The 18,746-nt window shown below is 67.2% G+C and carries 1 protein-coding gene; it reads left to right on the forward strand.

Annotation, left to right across the window (positions count from 1 at the left end):
- Positions 1 to 944 precede the first annotated feature (944 nt).
- The gene (locus tag AB0C34_RS08555; RefSeq protein ID WP_357068964.1) at positions 945 to 18,620 is read left to right on the forward strand and encodes an SDR family NAD(P)-dependent oxidoreductase; all 17,676 of its coding nucleotides are present in this window, start codon (positions 945 to 947) and stop codon (positions 18,618 to 18,620) included.
- The last annotated feature ends 126 nt before the right edge of the window (positions 18,621 to 18,746 follow it).

Raw genomic sequence — 18,746 nt, forward strand, 5'->3', positions numbered from 1 at the left:
TGACGTTGCCGCCGGCGCACCTTTCACTGAAGTGAAAGGAAAATGTCACGTGAACCTCGCCTCGGCAGATCTCCAGCAACTCGACTCGTCCGAAATGGGTGGCCGAGTCGTAGTCAGACAGGGATTGTCAGCAGGGATTAACGCGGTCGTGATCGAGGAAATTCACGTATCGAACACCGTCCACGCGGTAGAACTTCGACATACGGGTCGGCGTGCCCGGGTGCCCCGGCTACTGCCGTCGATAGTTGTGCACCGGGTGACGGAAGCGGCGACCGACGGTGCGGACAGTCCAATGGTCGCCCGTCGGAAAAAGGTGAGGTCGAGGGGTTCCGGCGTCGTCGACCATGTGTTGTGCGGAGGGATTGTGCTCGCAGTGGAGCGGAATGGTGCCTGCGACCCGCCGTCGTCGGTCGAGCACAACGTTGCGGACGGGCGGATAGTCGCGGATTTCCGTGGATCCTCGGGTCGGCTGCTCGGCATCGTGCCGACTTCTGCGAAGGGTGTGTGGCGGCGTCTGGGGGCCGAGGGGGGTCCCTTGCTCGAACGTCGTCGACAGGGTTGTCGTGCGTCATCGGGGACGGGATCAGCTGCACTCGTCGGTTCGGCTGCGGGACATCACGATTCGTCCAGGCGCAGAATAAACATGCGCCGCCTGCGCGACGATCCGTCGTTGAGTTTCACCGAGTTCGGCCGAAAGTTGTTGCGATTGTCGAATATCACAGAACTGAATCGCTCGACGGTCGACAGGCTGCCGAGACACTGCGCCCCTGTCGTATCCGAGTCGGCGACACAGAAGACACAGAACCGGCAACCGCTGGCCGACTCGTCGAGTCGCCGCCTCGCGGCCGACACCTGATCGCACGATATCGCTAGCTCACTGGGCCCGCGTCGCAACTCGCGACATCGGGCTCCTTGGACACCTCGAAATACCCTGGATGTGAAACGTGGACACAAGCACCGGCGATTCGTCCGACCGCATGATGGAGTACCTGAAAAAGGTCACCGTCGAGCTGCTCACAACTCGGGACGATCTGGCACAGTTGCGCGAACGGATCGACGAGCCGATTGCGATCGTGGGGATGAGTTGCCGCTACCCGGGTGGCGTCGAGTCACCGGATCAGTTGTGGGATCTGGTCGAGTCCGGTTCGGACGCTGTTGGCGCGTTTCCCGTGGATCGAGGCTGGGACCCGGAGGGGCTGTTCGATCCCGATCCGGACCGGTTCGGGAAGGTATACACCCAGGCCGGCGGCTTTCTGCGTGGCGCCGGTGATTTCGACGCGGGATTTTTCGGGATCGGTCCGCGGGAAGCGGCGGCGATGGATCCGCAACAGCGACTGTTGTTGGAGGCGTCGTGGGAAGCGTTGGAGGACGCGGGTATTGATCCGTCATCACTGCGCGGCAGTGACACGGGCGTCATCGCGGGGGTGATGTACGAGGACTACGAGCACACCGCCAGGGCGGCGGGACCGATCGCCGAGGGGTATGCGGGTATGGGCTCGGCGGGCAGTGTGGTGTCCGGCCGGGTGGCGTACACGCTGGGATTGGAGGGCCCGGCGGTAACGGTGGATACCGCGTGCTCATCGTCGTTGGTGGCGATTCATCTGGCCTGTCAGGCGCTGCGGCGCGGGGAGACATCACTCGTATTGGCGGGCGGTGTGACGGTGATGTCGACGCCGTTTCTATTTGTGGAATTCTCGCGACAGCGAGGTTTGTCGCGTGATGGGCGGTGTAAGTCGTTCTCCGCCGGCGCGGATGGTGTGGGGTGGGCCGAAGGTGTGGGCGTGCTCGTACTGGAGCGGCTGTCTGATGCGCGGCGGTTGGGGCACACCATTCTTGCTGTCGTGCGCGGTTCGGCGGTGAATCAGGATGGTGCGTCGAATGGACTTTCCGCGCCCAATGGTCCGTCACAGGAGCGGGTGATCGCATCGGCATTGGCGGCTGCCGGGCTTGCTCCTACCGATGTGGATGTCGTCGAGGCGCACGGGACGGGGACGCCGCTGGGTGATCCGATCGAGGCGCAGGCGTTGATCTCCGCGTACGGACAGGGCCGTGCGGAGCCATTGCGGATCGGGTCGCTGAAGTCGAACATCGGGCATTCGCAGGCCGCGGCGGGTGTGGGCGGTGTGATCAAGATGGTGCAGGCGTTGCGGCACGAATCCCTGCCCAAGACGTTGCATGTGGATGCGCCGTCGCCGCATGTGGATTGGTCGGCGGGTTCGGTGCGGTTGTTGACCGAGGCGCAGGCGTGGCCGGTAAGTGAGCGGGTGCGTCGAGCCGGGGTGTCGTCGTTCGGGATCAGCGGCACCAACGCGCACCTGATTCTCGAGGAAGCTCCGGCGGCCGCTGTCCCCTCGGTTGCGGAGACAACCGTCGGTGACGTTGTTCCCATCGCGGTGAATGCACTGCCCCTGGTGGTTTCGGCCAAGTCCGGCGAGGCGCTGCGTGCCCAGGCGAATCGATTGCGACAGTGGCTTGTCGACCATCCGGACGCGGATGTGTGGAGTGTGGCGTCAGCGCTGATCGACAGCAGGATGCTGCTGGACGCGCGCGGCGCGGTGGTGGGTCGTGATCGGGAAGAGTTGCTTGCCGGGTTGGCAGCTCTGGCGTCGGGGTCGGCGGTGCCGGGTGTGGTCGACGGTGTTGCCGGTTCAGGGAAGACAGCGTTCTTGTTCACAGGTCAGGGTGCGCAGCGTGTGGGCATGGGTGCCCAGCTGTATGCGGCGTTCCCGGTGTTCGCCGCGGCGTTGGACGAGGTGTGTGCGGAATTCGATCGTCATCTCGGTAGGTCGTTGCGGGAGGTGATGTTCGTTGATTCGGCAGGTGTGTTGGATCGGACGGAGTGGACGCAGCCTGCGCTGTTCGCGTTCGAGGTGGCGTTGTTCCGGCTCATGGAGTCGTTCGGGATCAGTCCGGATGTGGTGATCGGTCATTCGATCGGCGAGCTGGTCGCGGCGTATGTCGCGGGGGTGTGGTCGCTGTCGGATGTGTGTGTCTTGGTGGCCGCGCGTGGCCGGTTGATGGGGTCGTTGCCGGAGGGCGGCGCGATGTTGGCGGTCGCCGTATCGGAGGCCGAGGCGACGCGGGTGCTGGCCGGATATGGGGACCGTTTGTCGCTCGCGGCGGTGAACGGCCCGTTGTCGGTGGTGTTATCCGGCGACGTGGACGCCGTCGAGGAGGCACAGCAGCGGTTGTCCGGCCAGGGCGTCAAGACGACGCGCTTGCGGGTGAGTCACGCGTTCCATTCCGCGCGGATGGACCCTGTGCTGGCCGAATTTCGTGCCATCGCTCAACAGTTGACCTACCGGTCGCCCACCATGGCGGTGGTGTCGAATGTCTCCGGCGTTCTCGCAGGGGCCGAACTGACCGATTCGGGCTATTGGGTCGATCAGCTGCGCGGTGGGGTGCGGTTCTCGCCCGGCGTGGACGCGCTCGTCGCCGACGGGGTTCGCCGATTCATCGAGGTGGGCCCGGACGCGGTGTTGGCGGCCATGACGCGTCAGTGCCTGGCCGAACTCCCCGACGTCGAGCCGGATTCGATGGTGACGGCCGCTTCGCGGCGCTCGGCCGACGAGGTCGAGCAGTACATGATCATGATGGCGCAGGCACACGCTGCCGGTGTCGGCGTGGACTGGCGGCCGCTGTTCGCGGGCCGACCGCTGAGCCGGACGCCGTTGCCGACTTATGCGTTCCAGCGACAGCGGTACTGGTTGCAGCCGCTCGTCGCCGCCGGGGCTGCGGGGCCGTCGGATCATCCGATGCTGACCGGCGTCGTGTCGCTGGCGGGCAAGGACGAATGTCTGTTCACCGCACAGGTGTCGTTGCGCAGCCACCCGTGGTTGGCCGATCACGCCGTCTTCGGCTCGGTGATGTTGCCCGGGACCGGCTTCGTGGAGCTGGCGTTGAAGGCGGGTATGCGGCTGGGCGTCGAATGCGTCGAGGAACTGTTACTGGAAGCACCGCTGCTGCTCGAGTCGGACACCGTGGTCGATGTCCAGCTCGGTATCGAGCCCGCGGACGATGCGGGTCGACGCCGGTTCATGATCCACTCGCGTGCCGTTGCCGACGGGAATCCAGCGGCGGGCGAGTGGGTGGCGCACGCCAACGGCGTGCTGGCTCCGGCCACGGAGAGCATTCCCGCATGGGTCGAGTCGGGATGGCGCGGATCGGAAGCAGCTGAACAATGGCCGCCGGCCGGCGCCGAACCGCTGCCGAACGAGGGGCTCTACGACCAGTTGGCCGTGATGGGGTTCGGCTACGGTCCGGCATTCCAAGGGGTCACGTCGGTCTGGCGCGACGGCGACGATCTGCTCGCCGAGGTGTCCCTGGCGGACGAATCAGGGGCGCAGGCGGCGGCGTTCGGAATTCACCCCGCCTTGTTGGACGCTGTTTTCCACGCGGGGATCACCGAGCTCGCGCAGGATATGCCCGCGGGCCGACTGCCCTTGCCGTTCTCGTTCGGTGGGGTGCGGTTGTACCGCGCCGGAGCGTCGGCCGTCCGAGTGCGACTCGAACGTTCGGGCGTTGGACGGATACGAGTCGTCACCGTCGACGACGCCGGTGCGCCCGTGCTGAGCCTTGATTCGCTCGCCGTCCGCCCGGTAGGCGCCGAGGCACTGAACAGTGCGGCCGCGCGACATGCGTCGCTGACGGATATCGAATGGGTGACGGTGTCGTCGGGGCAGACCCTGCCGGAGTCGTCCGTCGCGGTGCTCGGCGCCGCTGACCTCGTGGGCGCCTACCGCCGCAGCCCTGGTCTCACCGCTCTGCTCGACGACGATACGATCCCGGATCTCGTCGTCTGGTCACCTGCGGGAGACGGTTCGGTCGACCAGGAGGTGACCGAGCGGACGCGCACATGGGTGCGATCGGCGCTGGAGTTGTTGCAGGCGTGGCAAACCCAGGAGCGGTTGAACGATTCACGATTGGTGGTGCTTACCCAGGGAGCCGTGGGCATGCCGGGCGAGTCGCCGGACCCGGCGGGGGCGGCGGTATGGGGGTTGGTGCGAAGTGCGCAGTTCGAGCACCCGGGTCGGTTCGTCCTACTCGACGCGGGGTTCGACGAGAACCTGACGGTCGATGTCATCGCCGCTGCGGTGGGTTCGGACGAGCCACAGGTGGCCGTGCGTGCCGACGGGCTACAGGCGCCGAGGTTGCGTCGGCAGGCGAAGTCGGCCGTGCGGGAAGGGGCCGCGTTCGGCGCTGGAGCGGTGTTGATCACCGGTGGCACCAGCGGTCTGGGGGCGGAGGTGGCACGTCACATCGTCGACACGCACGGGGTGCGGCGAGTGGTGTTGGTGTCGCGCCGAGGTGAACGTGCTGACGGTGCGGCCGAGTTGGTGAACGAGTTGACGGCATCCGGTGCGCGGGTGCGGGTGGCGGCATGCGACGTGAGCGATCGCGCGGCGGTGGCTGCCATGCTGGCGGAGTTACCCGCCGAGTTCGCCCCGAGTGCGCTGATCCATTCGGCGGGCGTGCTCGATGACGGGACTATCGAGACGTTGACCTCCGATCAGCTGGACCGAGTGTTGGCGTCGAAGGCGAACGCCGCGTGGCATCTCCACGAGTTGACCAGCGAATATAACCTCTCGGCATTTGTGCTGTTCTCGTCCATCGCGGGGGCGGTGGGAACTCCGGGCCAGGGCAATTACGCCGCGGCGAACGCGTTCCTGGACGCGCTGGCATGGCGGCGCCGGTCGGCGGGGCTGCCCGCGGTGTCGATCGCGTGGGGGTCGTGGAACCAGAGCAGCGGCATGACCAGCGGTCTGGGTAGTGCGGCGATGGCGCGGATGTCCCGACTCGGAGTGCGCCCGCTGGAGAATGTCGATGGCTGGGCGCTGTTCGATCGTGCGGTCGCCGCCGCGGCACCGGTCGTCGTCGCGACCGAGTTCGACACCGAGGCATTGGCGGTTCAAGCGCGCGCGGGTTCGCTGCCCCGGATGTTGCATTCGATTGTCACAGTGCCGGTCCGGCGGGCCAGAGACACGAGTGGGACGTTGGCGCGACGCCTGGCCGATGCGCCCGCCGACGATCGAGCGGCGATCGTGCTGGATGTCGTTCGTGAGCAGGTCGCCGGAGTTCTGGGGCACATCTCCGGCGACGCGATCGATCCCACCGCGCCGTTCACCGAGATCGGCTTCGATTCCCTTGCCGGCGTGGAGTTCCGCAACCGACTCGCGAAGGCGATCGGTGTGCCACTGCCGTCGACGCTTGTGTTCGACCACCCGACCGCGGCGGCGGTGGCCACGTTCGTGCGCTCGCGTGTCGGCGATGGGGGTGAAGCGGAACCGGGCCGCGCCGTCGCACGAGTGACGCGCCGCGGCCGTACCGACGAGCCGATCGCGATTGTGGGCATGAGCTGCCGGTATCCGGGCGGAATCACGTCGCCGACGGGTTTGTGGGACCTGGTGACATCGGGAACGGATGCGATCAGCGAGTTCCCGACCGATCGCGGCTGGGATCTGGCTCGGCTTTATGACCCCGATCCCGACCATTCCGGCACTTCTTACCTTCAGCAGGGCGGATTCCTTTCCGGGGTCGCCGATTTCGACGCGGGATTTTTCGGAATCGGTCCGCGTGAGGCGGCGGCGATGGATCCACAACAGCGGTTGCTGCTCGAGGCGTCGTGGGAGGCATTGGAGACCGCCGGCATCGATCCGACGTCATTGCGTGGCAGCGACACCGGTGTCTTCACCGGCGTTTCCTATCAGGATTACGAGCAGATCGCGAAGGCGGCGGGTCAGGTCGCCGAGGGATATGTCGGCACCGGTTCGGCGAGCAGTGTGGTGTCGGGGCGGGTGGCGTACACGTTGGGTTTGGAGGGCCCGGCGGTAACCGTGGACACGGCGTGTTCCTCGTCGTTGGTGGCGATCCATCTGGCCTGCCAGGCGCTCCGTCAAGGTGAAACCTCACTGGTGTTGGCCAGCGGAGTCCAGGTGATGTCGACGCCGTTCCTGTTCATCGAGTTCTCGCGGCAGCGCGGTTTGTCGCGGGATGGGCGGTGCAAGGCGTTCTCGGCGTCCGCGGATGGTGTGGGGTGGGCCGAGGGTGTGGGCGTTGTGGTGTTGGAGCGGTTGTCGGATGCGCGTCGGTTGGGTCATGACGTGTTGGCGGTGGTGCGTGGGTCGGCGGTGAATCAGGATGGCGCGTCGAATGGTTTGACGGCGCCGAATGGTCCGTCGCAGGAGCGGGTGATCACCGCGGCGTTGGCGGCGGCGGGGTTGGCGCCGTCGGATGTGGACGCGGTGGAGGCGCATGGAACGGGCACGCCGTTGGGTGACCCGATCGAAGCGCAGGCACTGATCGCTACCTATGGGCAGGGCCGCGCCGAACCGCTACGGATCGGGTCGCTGAAGTCCAATATCGGGCATTCGCAGGCCGCGTCGGGCATCGGCGGTGTGATCAAGATGGTGCAGGCGTTGCGGCATGAGATGCTGCCGAAGACGTTGCATGTGGATGCGCCGTCGCCGCATGTGGATTGGTCGGCGGGTTCGGTGCGGTTGCTGACCGAGGAACAGCCGTGGCCGGTGTCGGTGGACCGGATGCGTCGGGCCGGGGTGTCGTCGTTCGGGATCAGCGGTACCAACGCCCACCTCATCATCGAGGAAGCGCCGCATGGACCGGACCGCGCGGTGGAGCCGATCGCGGCGGACATTCCGCCGGTGGCATCCGGAATGGTGCCTTTGCTGATGTCGGCGAAATCCGAAACGGGACTGCGGGGACAGGCCGCTCGCCTGCGGGAATGGCTGTTGGCCCATCCGGCAGCGGAACCGGTGGATGTGGCCCACACGCTGTTGACGACGCGTGCCCGGTTGGATTGGCGTGCGGCGGTCGTGGGTGGCGAGCGCGATGCCGTGATAGCCGGCTTGGCGGATGTGGCCGAGGGCACGCCGTCGGCCGGTGTGGCCGAGGGCACGCGTGTCCGCGGGAAGATCGCTTTCCTGTTCACCGGTCAGGGGTCACAGCGCGTCGGAATGGGCGCCGGGCTGTATGCGGCATTCCCGGAATTCGCGACGGTGTTCGATCAGCTGTGTGCCGAGTTCGATCGGTTGCTTGCGCCGACGACACCGGGTGTCTCGTTGAAGGACATCGTGTTCGGTGACACAGGCGAGGATTTGCTACACCGGACCGAGTACACCCAACCCGCACTGTTCGCTTACGAAGCGGCATTGTTCCGTCTCGTCGAGTCGTTCGGGATCACTCCGGACGTGCTCATCGGCCATTCGATCGGCGAGTTGGTCGCCGCGTATGCGGCGGGACTATGGTCGGCGGCCGACGCATGCGCGCTGGTCGTGGCGCGCGGCCGGCTGATGGGCGCGTTGCCGACCACAGGCGCCATGCTCGCCGCCGCGATGCCGGAAGAACGGGCGGCCCGGGCCATCAGCGGGTTCGGTGAACGGCTGTCGATCGCCGCGGTCAACGGCCCGTCCTCGATCGTGGTTTCCGGTGCCGAGGACGCGGTCGCGGAGCTGGAAGTGTCGCTGGTCGCCGAGGGCATCAAGACGTCGCGGCTGCGGGTCAGTCACGCTTTCCACTCCGCCGCGATGGATTCCATCCTGCCGGAATTCGAGACCGTAGCCGCGGCCGTGACGTACGGCCGTGCCCTGGTGCCGGTGGTGTCGAATGTGTTCGGCGTCGTGGGCGGCGAGGCGTTCACCGACCCGATGTACTGGGTCGGTCATATACGCGACACCGTCCGTTTCGCGCACGGCGTCAAGGCCCTGACTGATCTGGGCGCCCGGCATTTCCTCGAGTTGGGCCCCGACGCCGTACTGACGGCGATGACCCGGCAGTGCCTGCCCGAGGATCTCGAGTCGAAGACAGTGGTGGCGGCTGCGGGCCGACGTGGTGCGGACGAGGTGACGCAATTCCTGACGTTGCTCGCGCACGCCTACAACGCCGGTGTCGACGTGGATTGGACGCCGCTGTTCGCGGGTCGGCGTCCGACACGAGTCGCATTGCCGACGTACGCGTTTCAGCATCAGCGGTACTGGTTGCAGCCGGCGCGTCAGGTAGCGGCCGGAAATGTGGATCATCCGGTCCTGCTGAACGCGGTGCCAGTGGCCGGCAAGGACGAGTGGCTGTTCACCGGGCGGCTGTCCGCTTCCGGGCATCCGTGGATCGCCGATCACGTGGTGTTCGGCACGCCGGTGGTGCCCGCCACGACCTACGTCGAACTGATGTCCACCATCGGTGCCCGGCTGGGTGAGCAGGTCGTGGCGGAGTTACTGCTGGAGGCCCCGCTCGCATTCGACGCTGACACGGTGGTCGATCTACAGGTCGGTGTCGAGGAACCCGATTCGCAGGGACGACGACGCTTCACGATTCACTCCAGGGCCGATCTGATCGACGATTCCGCGGCGTGGGTAAAGCACGCGGACGGAGTGCTGGCAGCAGTCGACGACACCGCGTCGTCCCCCTGGGTGGAGCCGGAGTGGCCGCCGGCCGGTGCGGAGCAGGTCGACGAGCAGGAGTTTTATCACCGGATAGCGGACCTGGGGCTCGAATACGGACCAGTGTTCCTCGGGGTGCGCGCGGTATGGCGGCGAGGTGAGGAGATGTTCGCCGAGGCGTCCCTGGATGAGGCGACAGCGGGACAGGCGAACGGTTTCGGAATTCATCCGGCCCTGCTCGACTCCTGCCTACACCCCGCACTCGACTTCGTCATGACGGACATCCCCGCGGGCAGGGTGCCGCTGCCGGTGTCGATTCGGGACGTGCGCTTGTGGCGTCGAGGTTCCGGGCCGGTTCGGTTGCGCACCACACTGTTGGGTGGCTTCGGGGCGCGCATCGACGTCGCGGACCAGAGCGGAGCACCGGTCGCGATGCTGGGTGCGGTCGTGGTGCATCCGGTCGAGCGCCGGACGGTCGAACGGTCGCGAACCGGTCGCGGATCGCTGTTGCCGTTCGGCCTGGAATGGGCTGCGCTGTCGTCTGCCACGCCGACGGACGCGGAGTCGCTGGCGGTGCTGGGATCCGCGGTGGTTCCGGGAATCGATCGGCGCTTCGTCGCCGTGAACGAGTTGGCAACGGCCGAGGATGTCGCGACGCTGGGCGTCTGGGCCGTGGACTCGGACGACGTGGACACAGTCGATGCCGACGCACGTGGTCAGGCCGATGACATCGCCGCCGTGGCCAGACGCGCGGTACGGGAGGCCCTGGGCGTGCTGCGCGCGTGGCTTGCGCAAGCGTCGCTCACGTCATCGCGATTGGTTGTGTTGACCAGCAACGGCGTCGGTTTGCCCGGCGAGTCCCCGGATCCGGTGGCCGCGGCCGTCGCGGGCTTGGTCCGCGGCGTGCAGTTGGAGCATCCGGGACGGATCGTGCTGCTCGACCACGATGGTGCGATCGATGCGGCGGCGATATCGATGGCGGTCGCCGCGAACGAGCCCCAGGTGGCGCTTCGTGGTGGCCGGGCCTGGGCGCCGCGACTGCGCCCGGAGCCCACGTCGTCCCGCGCGGACATGTCCTTCGGTGCTGGAACGGTCTTGGTGACCGGTGGCACCAGCGGGCTGGGCGCGCTGGTGGCTCGGCACCTTGTGACGGCGCACGGGGTGAACCGGCTTTTGCTGGTATCGCGGCGCGGTCGTGCCGCAGCGGGTGTCACGGAATTGGTCGCACAGTTGTCCGCGCAGGGTGCCGTGGTCGACGTGGCGGCATGTGACGTGGCGGACCGGGACGCGGTCGCGTCCCTGCTGGCCGGTATCGCGCCGGAGTTTCCGCTGTCCGGAATCGTCCACTCCGCGGGTGCGGTGGCGGACGGCACCGTCGAGACGTTGACCGTCGAGCAGGTGGATCGAGTGTTCGGCCCCAAGGTGGACGGCGCATGGCATCTGCACGAGTTGACGCGGGATTCGGATCTCGCTGCGTTCGTGGTGTTCTCGTCGGTCGCCGGCGTGGTGGGCTCGCCCGGTCAAAGCAATTACGCGGCGGCCAACGCATTCGTCGACGCTTTGATTCGGCGGCGACGGGAGTCGGGCCTGCCGGGTGTCGCGGTCGCCTGGGGACCGTGGAATGCGGGCAGTGGGATGACTGGCGACCTGGGTGAAGCCGGGCTCGAGCGGTTGCGCCGACTGGGTTTCCGTGCACTGGGCGAAGCCGAGGGCTTGGCACTATTCGATGCGGCCGCCGTATCGGATTCGGCGGTCGTGGTGGGAGCCGATTTCGACTTGGCCGGATTGGCGGGGCAGGGCGAGGCGGGATCGCTGCCGAAGGTATTGAGTTCACTGGTATCTGCCCCCGTGCGGGCAGGTGGGAATGGTGAGTTGGCGCGGCGGTTGGCCGCAGTGCCGACGCGGGAGCGTGCCACGGTGGCCTTGACGGTGGTGCGCGAGCAGGTGGCCGCGGTGCTGGGTCACGCGTCCGGTGCTGTGATCGACGTCGGAGTCCCGTTCTCGGAGTTGGGCTTCGATTCGCTGGCAGGCGTGGAATTCCGTAACCGGCTTGCCAAGGCCACCGGTGTGCCACTCCCATCGACGCTCGTCTTCGATCATCCCACCGCGCAGGCCGTGGCGACCTTCATCGTGTCCCGGATCGGCGACGCGCCCGAAACCGAACGCCCTCCGGCGAAGACCGTCCGCCGGGTGCGCGCCGACGAGCCCCTCGCGATCGTCGGAATGAGTTGCCGTTATCCCGGCGGAGTCGGATCGCCCGACGACCTGTGGGATTTGCTGGTGTCCGGTAAGGACGCGATCACCGCGTTCCCCTCGGACCGCGGCTGGGATCTCGAGAGGTTGTGCCACCCGGATCCGGACAAGCCCGGTACCACGTATGTCCGGGAAGGCGGATTCCTCACCGAAGCGGGTGCGTTCGATGCCGGATTCTTCGGTATCAGCCCCCGGGAGGCGACGGCGATGGATCCGCAGCAGAGGCTGATGCTCGAGGCCGCCTGGGAGGCTCTCGAAAACGCCGGGATCGATCCGGTGTCGCTGCGCGGCAGCGATACCGGTGTCTTCGTGGGCGCAACCCCGTCCGGCTATGTCGAGCGCGTGGTCGGTGAGCACGAGGGATTCCGGATGACCGGTAATTCCGACAGCGTGATCTCCGGGCGGGTCTCGTACGTATTCGGTCTGCAGGGGCCGGCCATGACCGTCGACACCGCGTGTTCCTCATCGCTGGTGGCGCTCCATGTCGCCGGTCAGGCGCTGCGAAGCGGTGAGACGTCGTTGGTGCTGGTCGGCGGGGTGGCGGTCTCCGGGAGCCCAGAGCTGTATGTGGACTTCGCGCGCCAGCGTGGCCTGGCCGCCGATGGACGGTGCAAGTCGTTCTCCGCCGCCGCCGACGGTGTGGGTTGGTCTGAGGGCGTGGGTGTGCTGGTTGTCGAGCGGTTGTCGGATGCGCGTCGGTTGGGTCATGACGTGTTGGCGGTGGTGCGTGGGTCGGCGGTGAATCAGGATGGCGCGTCGAATGGTTTGACGGCGCCGAATGGTCCGTCGCAGGAGCGGGTGATCACCGCGGCGTTGGCGGCGGCGGGGTTGGCGCCGTCGGATGTGGACGTGGTGGAGGCGCATGGGACGGGCACGCCGTTGGGTGACCCGATCGAGGCGCAGGCATTGCTGGCCACCTATGGGCAGGGCCGCGCGGAGCCGTTATGGATCGGCTCGGTGAAGTCCAATATCGGGCACGCGGTGGGCGCTTCGGGTGTGGGTGGTGTGATCAAGATGGTGCAGGCGTTGCGGCATGAGGTGTTGCCGAAGACGTTGCATGTGGATGCGCCGTCGCCGCATGTGGATTGGTCGGCGGGTTCGGTGCGGTTGTTGACCGAGGCGCAGGCGTGGCCCGCGGGTGAGCGGGTGCGTCGGGCCGGGGTGTCGTCCTTCGGGATCAGCGGTACCAACGCCCACATCATCATCGAGGAAGCGCCGACGCGGGCGATGGAGTCGCCGGCCGCGGTTGTCGATCCGGTCGGCGAGGAGAACGTGCTGGCCTGGCTGGTGTCCGGCAAGTCCGAGGCAGGCGTGCGAGCTCAGGCTGATCGATTGCTGGCGTGGTTGATCGATCATCCGGATGCCGATGCGCGCAGCGTCGCACACACGTTGGTCGATGCGCGTGCCCAATTGGATTGGCGTGGCGGGGTTGTCGGCCGGAGCCGGGCGGAGTTGCTGGCCGGCTTGACGAACTTGGCGTCGGGGTCGGTGCCGTCGGGTCCGCCGATGGTTGGCCGAACGGCGTTCGTGTTCACCGGTCAGGGTGCGCAGCGAGTAGGGATGGGGGCGCAGTTGTATCGGTCGTTCCCCATGTTTGCCGAGGCGTTGGACGAGGTGTGTGGCGAGTTCGATCGGTTGATCGGTGGTTCGTTGCGGGAGGTGATGTTCGCCGGCCCAGCGGAGGTGTTGGGTCGGACGGAATGGACGCAGCCCGCGCTGTTCGCCTTCGAGGTCGCGTTGTTCCGGTTGGTGGAGTCGTTCGGTGTCGGTCCGGATGTGGTGATCGGGCATTCGATCGGTGAGTTGGTCGCCGCGTACGTGGCGGGGGTGTGGTCGTTGCCGGATGCTTGTGCGTTGGTGGCGGCGCGGGGTCGGTTGATGGGTGCGTTGCCGGGAAGCGGGGCGATGCTAGCGGTCGCCGTGTCCGAGGAGCAGGCGATCGACGTCGTAGCGGGGTTCGGGGACCGGTTGTCGATCGCGGCGGTGAACGGTCCGGAGTCGGTGGTTATCTCCGGCGACATCGATGCCGTGGATGAGGTAGAGCGAGCACTGTCGGAGCAGGGCCGCAAGACAACCCGGTTGCGGGTCGGTCACGCATTCCATTCGGCCCTGATGGAGCCGATGCTCGCCGAGTTCCGTGTGGTCGCCGACACTGTGACCTATCGGGAACCGTTGCTGCCGATCGTGTCGAACGTGTCCGGTGTCGTCGGGAAGGCGTTCACCGATCCCGCGTACTGGGTTGGACAGGTGCGGGCCGCCGTCCGGTTCGCGCCCGGAATCCGGACGCTCGTCGATATGGGCGTGCGCCGGTTCCTCGAGATCGGGCCGGACGCGGTGCTTGCCGCGATGGCTCGCCAAACACTAGGCGACGACAGCGATGTCGCGGTCGGAATGCTTGTTGCCGCGGCGAGCCGTCGCGCGGTCGACGAAACGACTCAATTGGTCACGCTTCTGACGCAAGTACATGTCTCCGGTGTGGACGTCGACTGGGGTTCGTTGTTCGCTGGGAGCACGGTCCGTCGCGTTTCGTTGCCCACCTATGCGTTCCAGCACCAGCGGTACTGGCTGGCCGCGGTTGGGGGAATGGGAGATGTCCGAACGTCGGGCGTGGACGGCGTGGAGCATCCGCTGTTGGGTGCGGCGGTCTGGCTACCTGACTCCGAGGGCGTCGTGCTGACCGGGCGGTTGTCGTTGTCGACCCACCCGTGGTTGGCCGATCACGCGATCGGGGGGACGATATTGCTGCCGGGCACGGCATTCGTGGATTTGGCGCTGTCTGTCGGGGCGATGGTCGGCAGCCCACGACTGGCCGAATTGGTTGTCACCGCTGCGCTGGTCTTGCCGACGACGGGTGCCGTCGAGTTGCGGGTGATGGCAGCCGGACCCGATGACGCGGGCGCACGAGCCGTATCGGTGTATTCACGCCCGCGACGTGACGGCGATCCGGAGCAGGCGCAGTGGGTGCGCCATGCCACCGGGACCCTCGTCGCGTCGGCCACCGCACCTGCGCTCGACCGGGATTCGGTGAACTGGCCGCCTGCCGCGGCGGTGCCGGTGGAGATCGGAGATCTCTATACCGAACTGGCCGAACGTGGTTACGGCTACGGACCGCTGTTCCAGGGATTGACCGCGCTGTGGCGTCGGGACGGTGAGGTCTTCGCGGAGGTGACGTTGCCGGAGCAGGCGCAGTCGGCGGCAGACCGGTTCGGCGTGCACCCGGCGTTGTTGGATTCGGTATTGCACGCGATCGGCTTCGGCGGGCTGACCGAGCCGGCCGCGGCGGGCGCGATTCTGGTGCCCTATTCGTGGGAGAACGTGGTCCTGCACGCGGTCGGAGCCGCGTCCGTGCGGGTTCGGCTGACCGCAGCCGAACCAGAGTCGGGCGATCAGCGGATTACGTTGACACTCACCGACTCGCAGGGCTCACCGGTCGTCGAGGTCGGAGCGCTGACGCTGCGTCCGGTCCCGATCAGCGCCCTCGGGGCATCGGGACCACCGGCCTCTGGCACTGGCCTGCACCGACTGCGTTGGGTCGCGTTGCCCGCATCGGAGTCGAGGGACCTTGCCGCGCACGAGGATTGGTCGGTCACAGACCACGGCGAGGCAGTGACCGTCGGTGGCGACCGGGTGGCGGTGTTGCGACTCGCGGACGCGACAGTCGATGGGGATGTGCCGGCTGCGGTACACGGTCGACTCGCCGAGATCACAGCGCGGTTGCGCGAACTGCTGGCCGCGTATGAGCGGATCGTCGTGGTGACCAGACGTGCGGTCGCGGTGGACATCGGCGAGCCGGTGGACCTCGTCGGCGCGGCGGCGTGGGGACTGCTGCGTAGTGGTCAGAACGAGAATCCCGACCGGATCACAGTCGTCGACGTAGAGCGCTGGGACGCCTACCGCGATGGCGTCGCCGCCGTCCTCGCCAGCGCGGGCGAACCTCAGATCGCGCTGCGACACGGCGTGGCGTTCGCGCCGCGGCTGACGCGGGGCGCCGGCGACATCGTAGGGGCGAGTGATCTGTTGCACGCTCCGGCGTGGGCGTTGACCCAGCTCGGTAGGGGCACCTTGACCGGCGATAACCTCGCTCTGGTCGAGACGCCCACCCCGTCGGGGACGCTCGAGCCCGGCCAGGTACGAGTGGGACTGCGGGCGGCGGGTGTCAACTTCCGCGACGTGCTGATCGCGCTTGGCATGTATCCGGACCCCGACGCCGCCATCGGTGGTGAAGGCGCCGGCGTCGTGCTGGAGGTGGCGCCGGATGTCACCGAGTTCGTGCCCGGCGATCGGGTTTTCGGGTTTGTCGCCGAGATCGGTTCGGTGGTGGTCACCGACCGCAGGCTGTTGGTCCCGATGCCTCGAGCGTGGTCGTTCGCGCAAGCCGCGGCCGTGCCGATCGTGTTCGTCACCGCGTACTACAGCTTGGTCGACCTGGCGAACGCGCAGCCCGATGAAACACTGTTGCTGCACGCCGCCACCGGCGGCGTCGGCGTGGCGGCCGTGCAGCTGGCCAAACACCTGCGGCTGCGCCTGCTGGTGACCGCCAGCCGACCCAAATGGGATGTGCTGCGCGGCATGGGATTCGACGACGCGGTTATCGGTGACTCGCGGACGCTCGACTTCGAGCGGAAGTTCCTCGAACTCACCGACGGTCGCGGCGTCGATATCGTTCTCGATTCGCTGGCCGGTGAATTCGTGGACGCTTCGCTACGGCTGTTGCCGCGCGGTGGCCGTTTCCTAGAGATGGGATTGATCGATCGCCGTGATCCCCACGAGGTCGCCGAGCGGCACCCAGGCGTGCACTACCGAGGATTCCACCTCAGCGAGATCAGCCCCGACCGGGTGCACGAGATCCTGAGCGCCCTCGTCGCTCTGTTCGACGCAGGTGTGCTGGCACCGCCGCCGATCACCGGGTGGGATCTGCGACAGGCGCCCGAGGCATTCCGGTTCCTGGGGCAGGCTCTGCATATCGGCAAGAATGTGCTCGCTATTCCCACGCCGCCGCGACCCGACGGGACGATACTCATCACCGGCGGCACCGGCGGGTTGGGTGCGTTGATGGCTCGTCGTCTGGTCACCGAGCGGGGTGTGCGGCGGTTGCTGCTGGTCAGCAGGCGCGGCCTCGGGAGCGATGGCGCGGTTGATCTCGTGGCCGAACTGACCGGGCTCGGCGCGCACGTGGACGTGGCCGCATGTGACGTGGCCGATCGGGACGCGCTCGACCGGCTGCTATCGGACATCGCGGCAGAGCATCCGTTGACCGGCGTCGTGCATACCGCCGGCGTGCTGGCCGACGGCCTCCTGGCCGATATGACGCCGCAGCAACTCGCGACGGTGTTGCGCCCCAAGGTCGACGCCGCGTGGAATCTGCACGAGGCAACGAAGGACCTGGACCTGTCGATGTTCGTGCTGTACTCCTCGATTGCGGGGACGATCGGAAGTCCGGGCCAGGCCAACTACGCGGCGGCTAACGCGTTTCTCGATGCGCTGGCGCATCACCGGCACCGCAACGGGTTGTCCGCTCTGTCCATCGCCTGGGGGCCATGGCGCGGGACCAGTGGTATGACCAGCACGCTCACCGAAGCCGACTTCGCGCGGATGCGACGAGAAGGCCTGGTTCCGCTCGACGAGCACTATGGGATGTCGCTGCTCGACGCCGCATTGGACGTCGGCCTTCCGACGATGACCGGCGTGCGACTGGAGTCGGCTGTGCTCACCGCGCAGGCCGCCGCGGGGATGTTGCCCCGAGTGCTCAGTTCGCTGGTCACCGTCGGGGTTCGGCGGGTCGACAGTGCGGGATCGTTGGCACAGCGACTCATCGTCACGCCCGAACTCGACCGTGCGGACCTCGTCCTCACGGTTGTTCGGGAGCATGTCGCCGCCAGCCTCGGACACGAGTCCGGGGACCGGATCGATCCCGCCGCGCCGTTCACGGAGCTGGGTTTCGATTCGCTGGCGGGAGTCGAGTTCCGCAATCGGATAGCCAAGGCTACTGGGTTGGCGTTGCCGTCCACCCTCGTCTTCGACCACCCGACGACCCAGTCGCTGGCCGATTACCTCTGTTCCCGGTTGGCGGCGACCACAGACGCCGCGCCGACTGTGCGGCCCGACGAATCCGGCACCCGGGGCGGGCTCACGGATCTGGTCGTGGCCACGCACCGGCGCGGACAGGTCGGGGCCGCTATTCCGATGCTGATGGAGAGCGCCAAGCTTGCCGAGACGTTCGCCACCGATGACGAGTTGCCCGACCCGCCGGCGGCGATACCGCTGAGCCGGGGCGGGACCCGACCAGCGCTCGTCTGCGTGCCGTCGTTCATGGTGGGTACCGGCCCGCATCAGTTCGGCCGGTTGGCACGCGAGTTGGGCGGCGACCACACCATCACCGCGTTGCGACTGCCCGGTACGCGTCCTGGGGAGTTGCTGCCCGAATCATGGGATGCGCTGCTGGATGTCCTGGCCACGAGCGTGGAACGTGTTGCGGAACAGCAGCCGATCGTGCTTGTCGGCTATTCGGCGGGTGGGGCCATCGCCTATGCGTTGGCGCATCGTCTCGAAAAGAGCGGGCGTGGACTAGTGGGAGTGGTATTGCTTGACGCCTATTGCCCTGACGATGCCGAGCAGAACCGCCAAGTACTGGTGAGCGCGGTCGGCGCCGTCCTCGATCTCGGGGACGAGGCGACCGAGATCGGTGACCACGGTTTGGTCGCGATGGCGAAGTACGCGCAGATCTTCGATGAACGCCAGCCCGTGGCGATCGCTGCACCGACCTTCGATCTGCGAGCCGTGACGCCGTTGCCTGGTCTGGACCTCGCCGAGCCGGTGCCCACGTGGCTGCACACGGATAAGACGGTCGAGATCGACGCGGACCATTTTTCGATCATCGGCGCGGCGTCGTCCGTGGCGGCTCAGGAGATACGGCATTGGCTCGAAGAGTGCGCTGACGTCGAGTCCGGAGCGAATTCTCATCGCGGCGGCGAACGATGACGATTCGCGACGCCCGGGTCGACAAACCGCCGGTACTGCTGCGGTGGCGGCTGATTCGACTGCTGACATTCGTCAGCGCGACATCGCAGTGCTTGGCGTCGGATGAGGCGAGATAGAGGAAATTCG

Origin of the sequence: Nocardia sp. NPDC049220 (assembly GCF_040647855.1) — a bacterium.
Lineage (GTDB): Bacteria > Actinomycetota > Actinomycetes > Mycobacteriales > Mycobacteriaceae > Nocardia.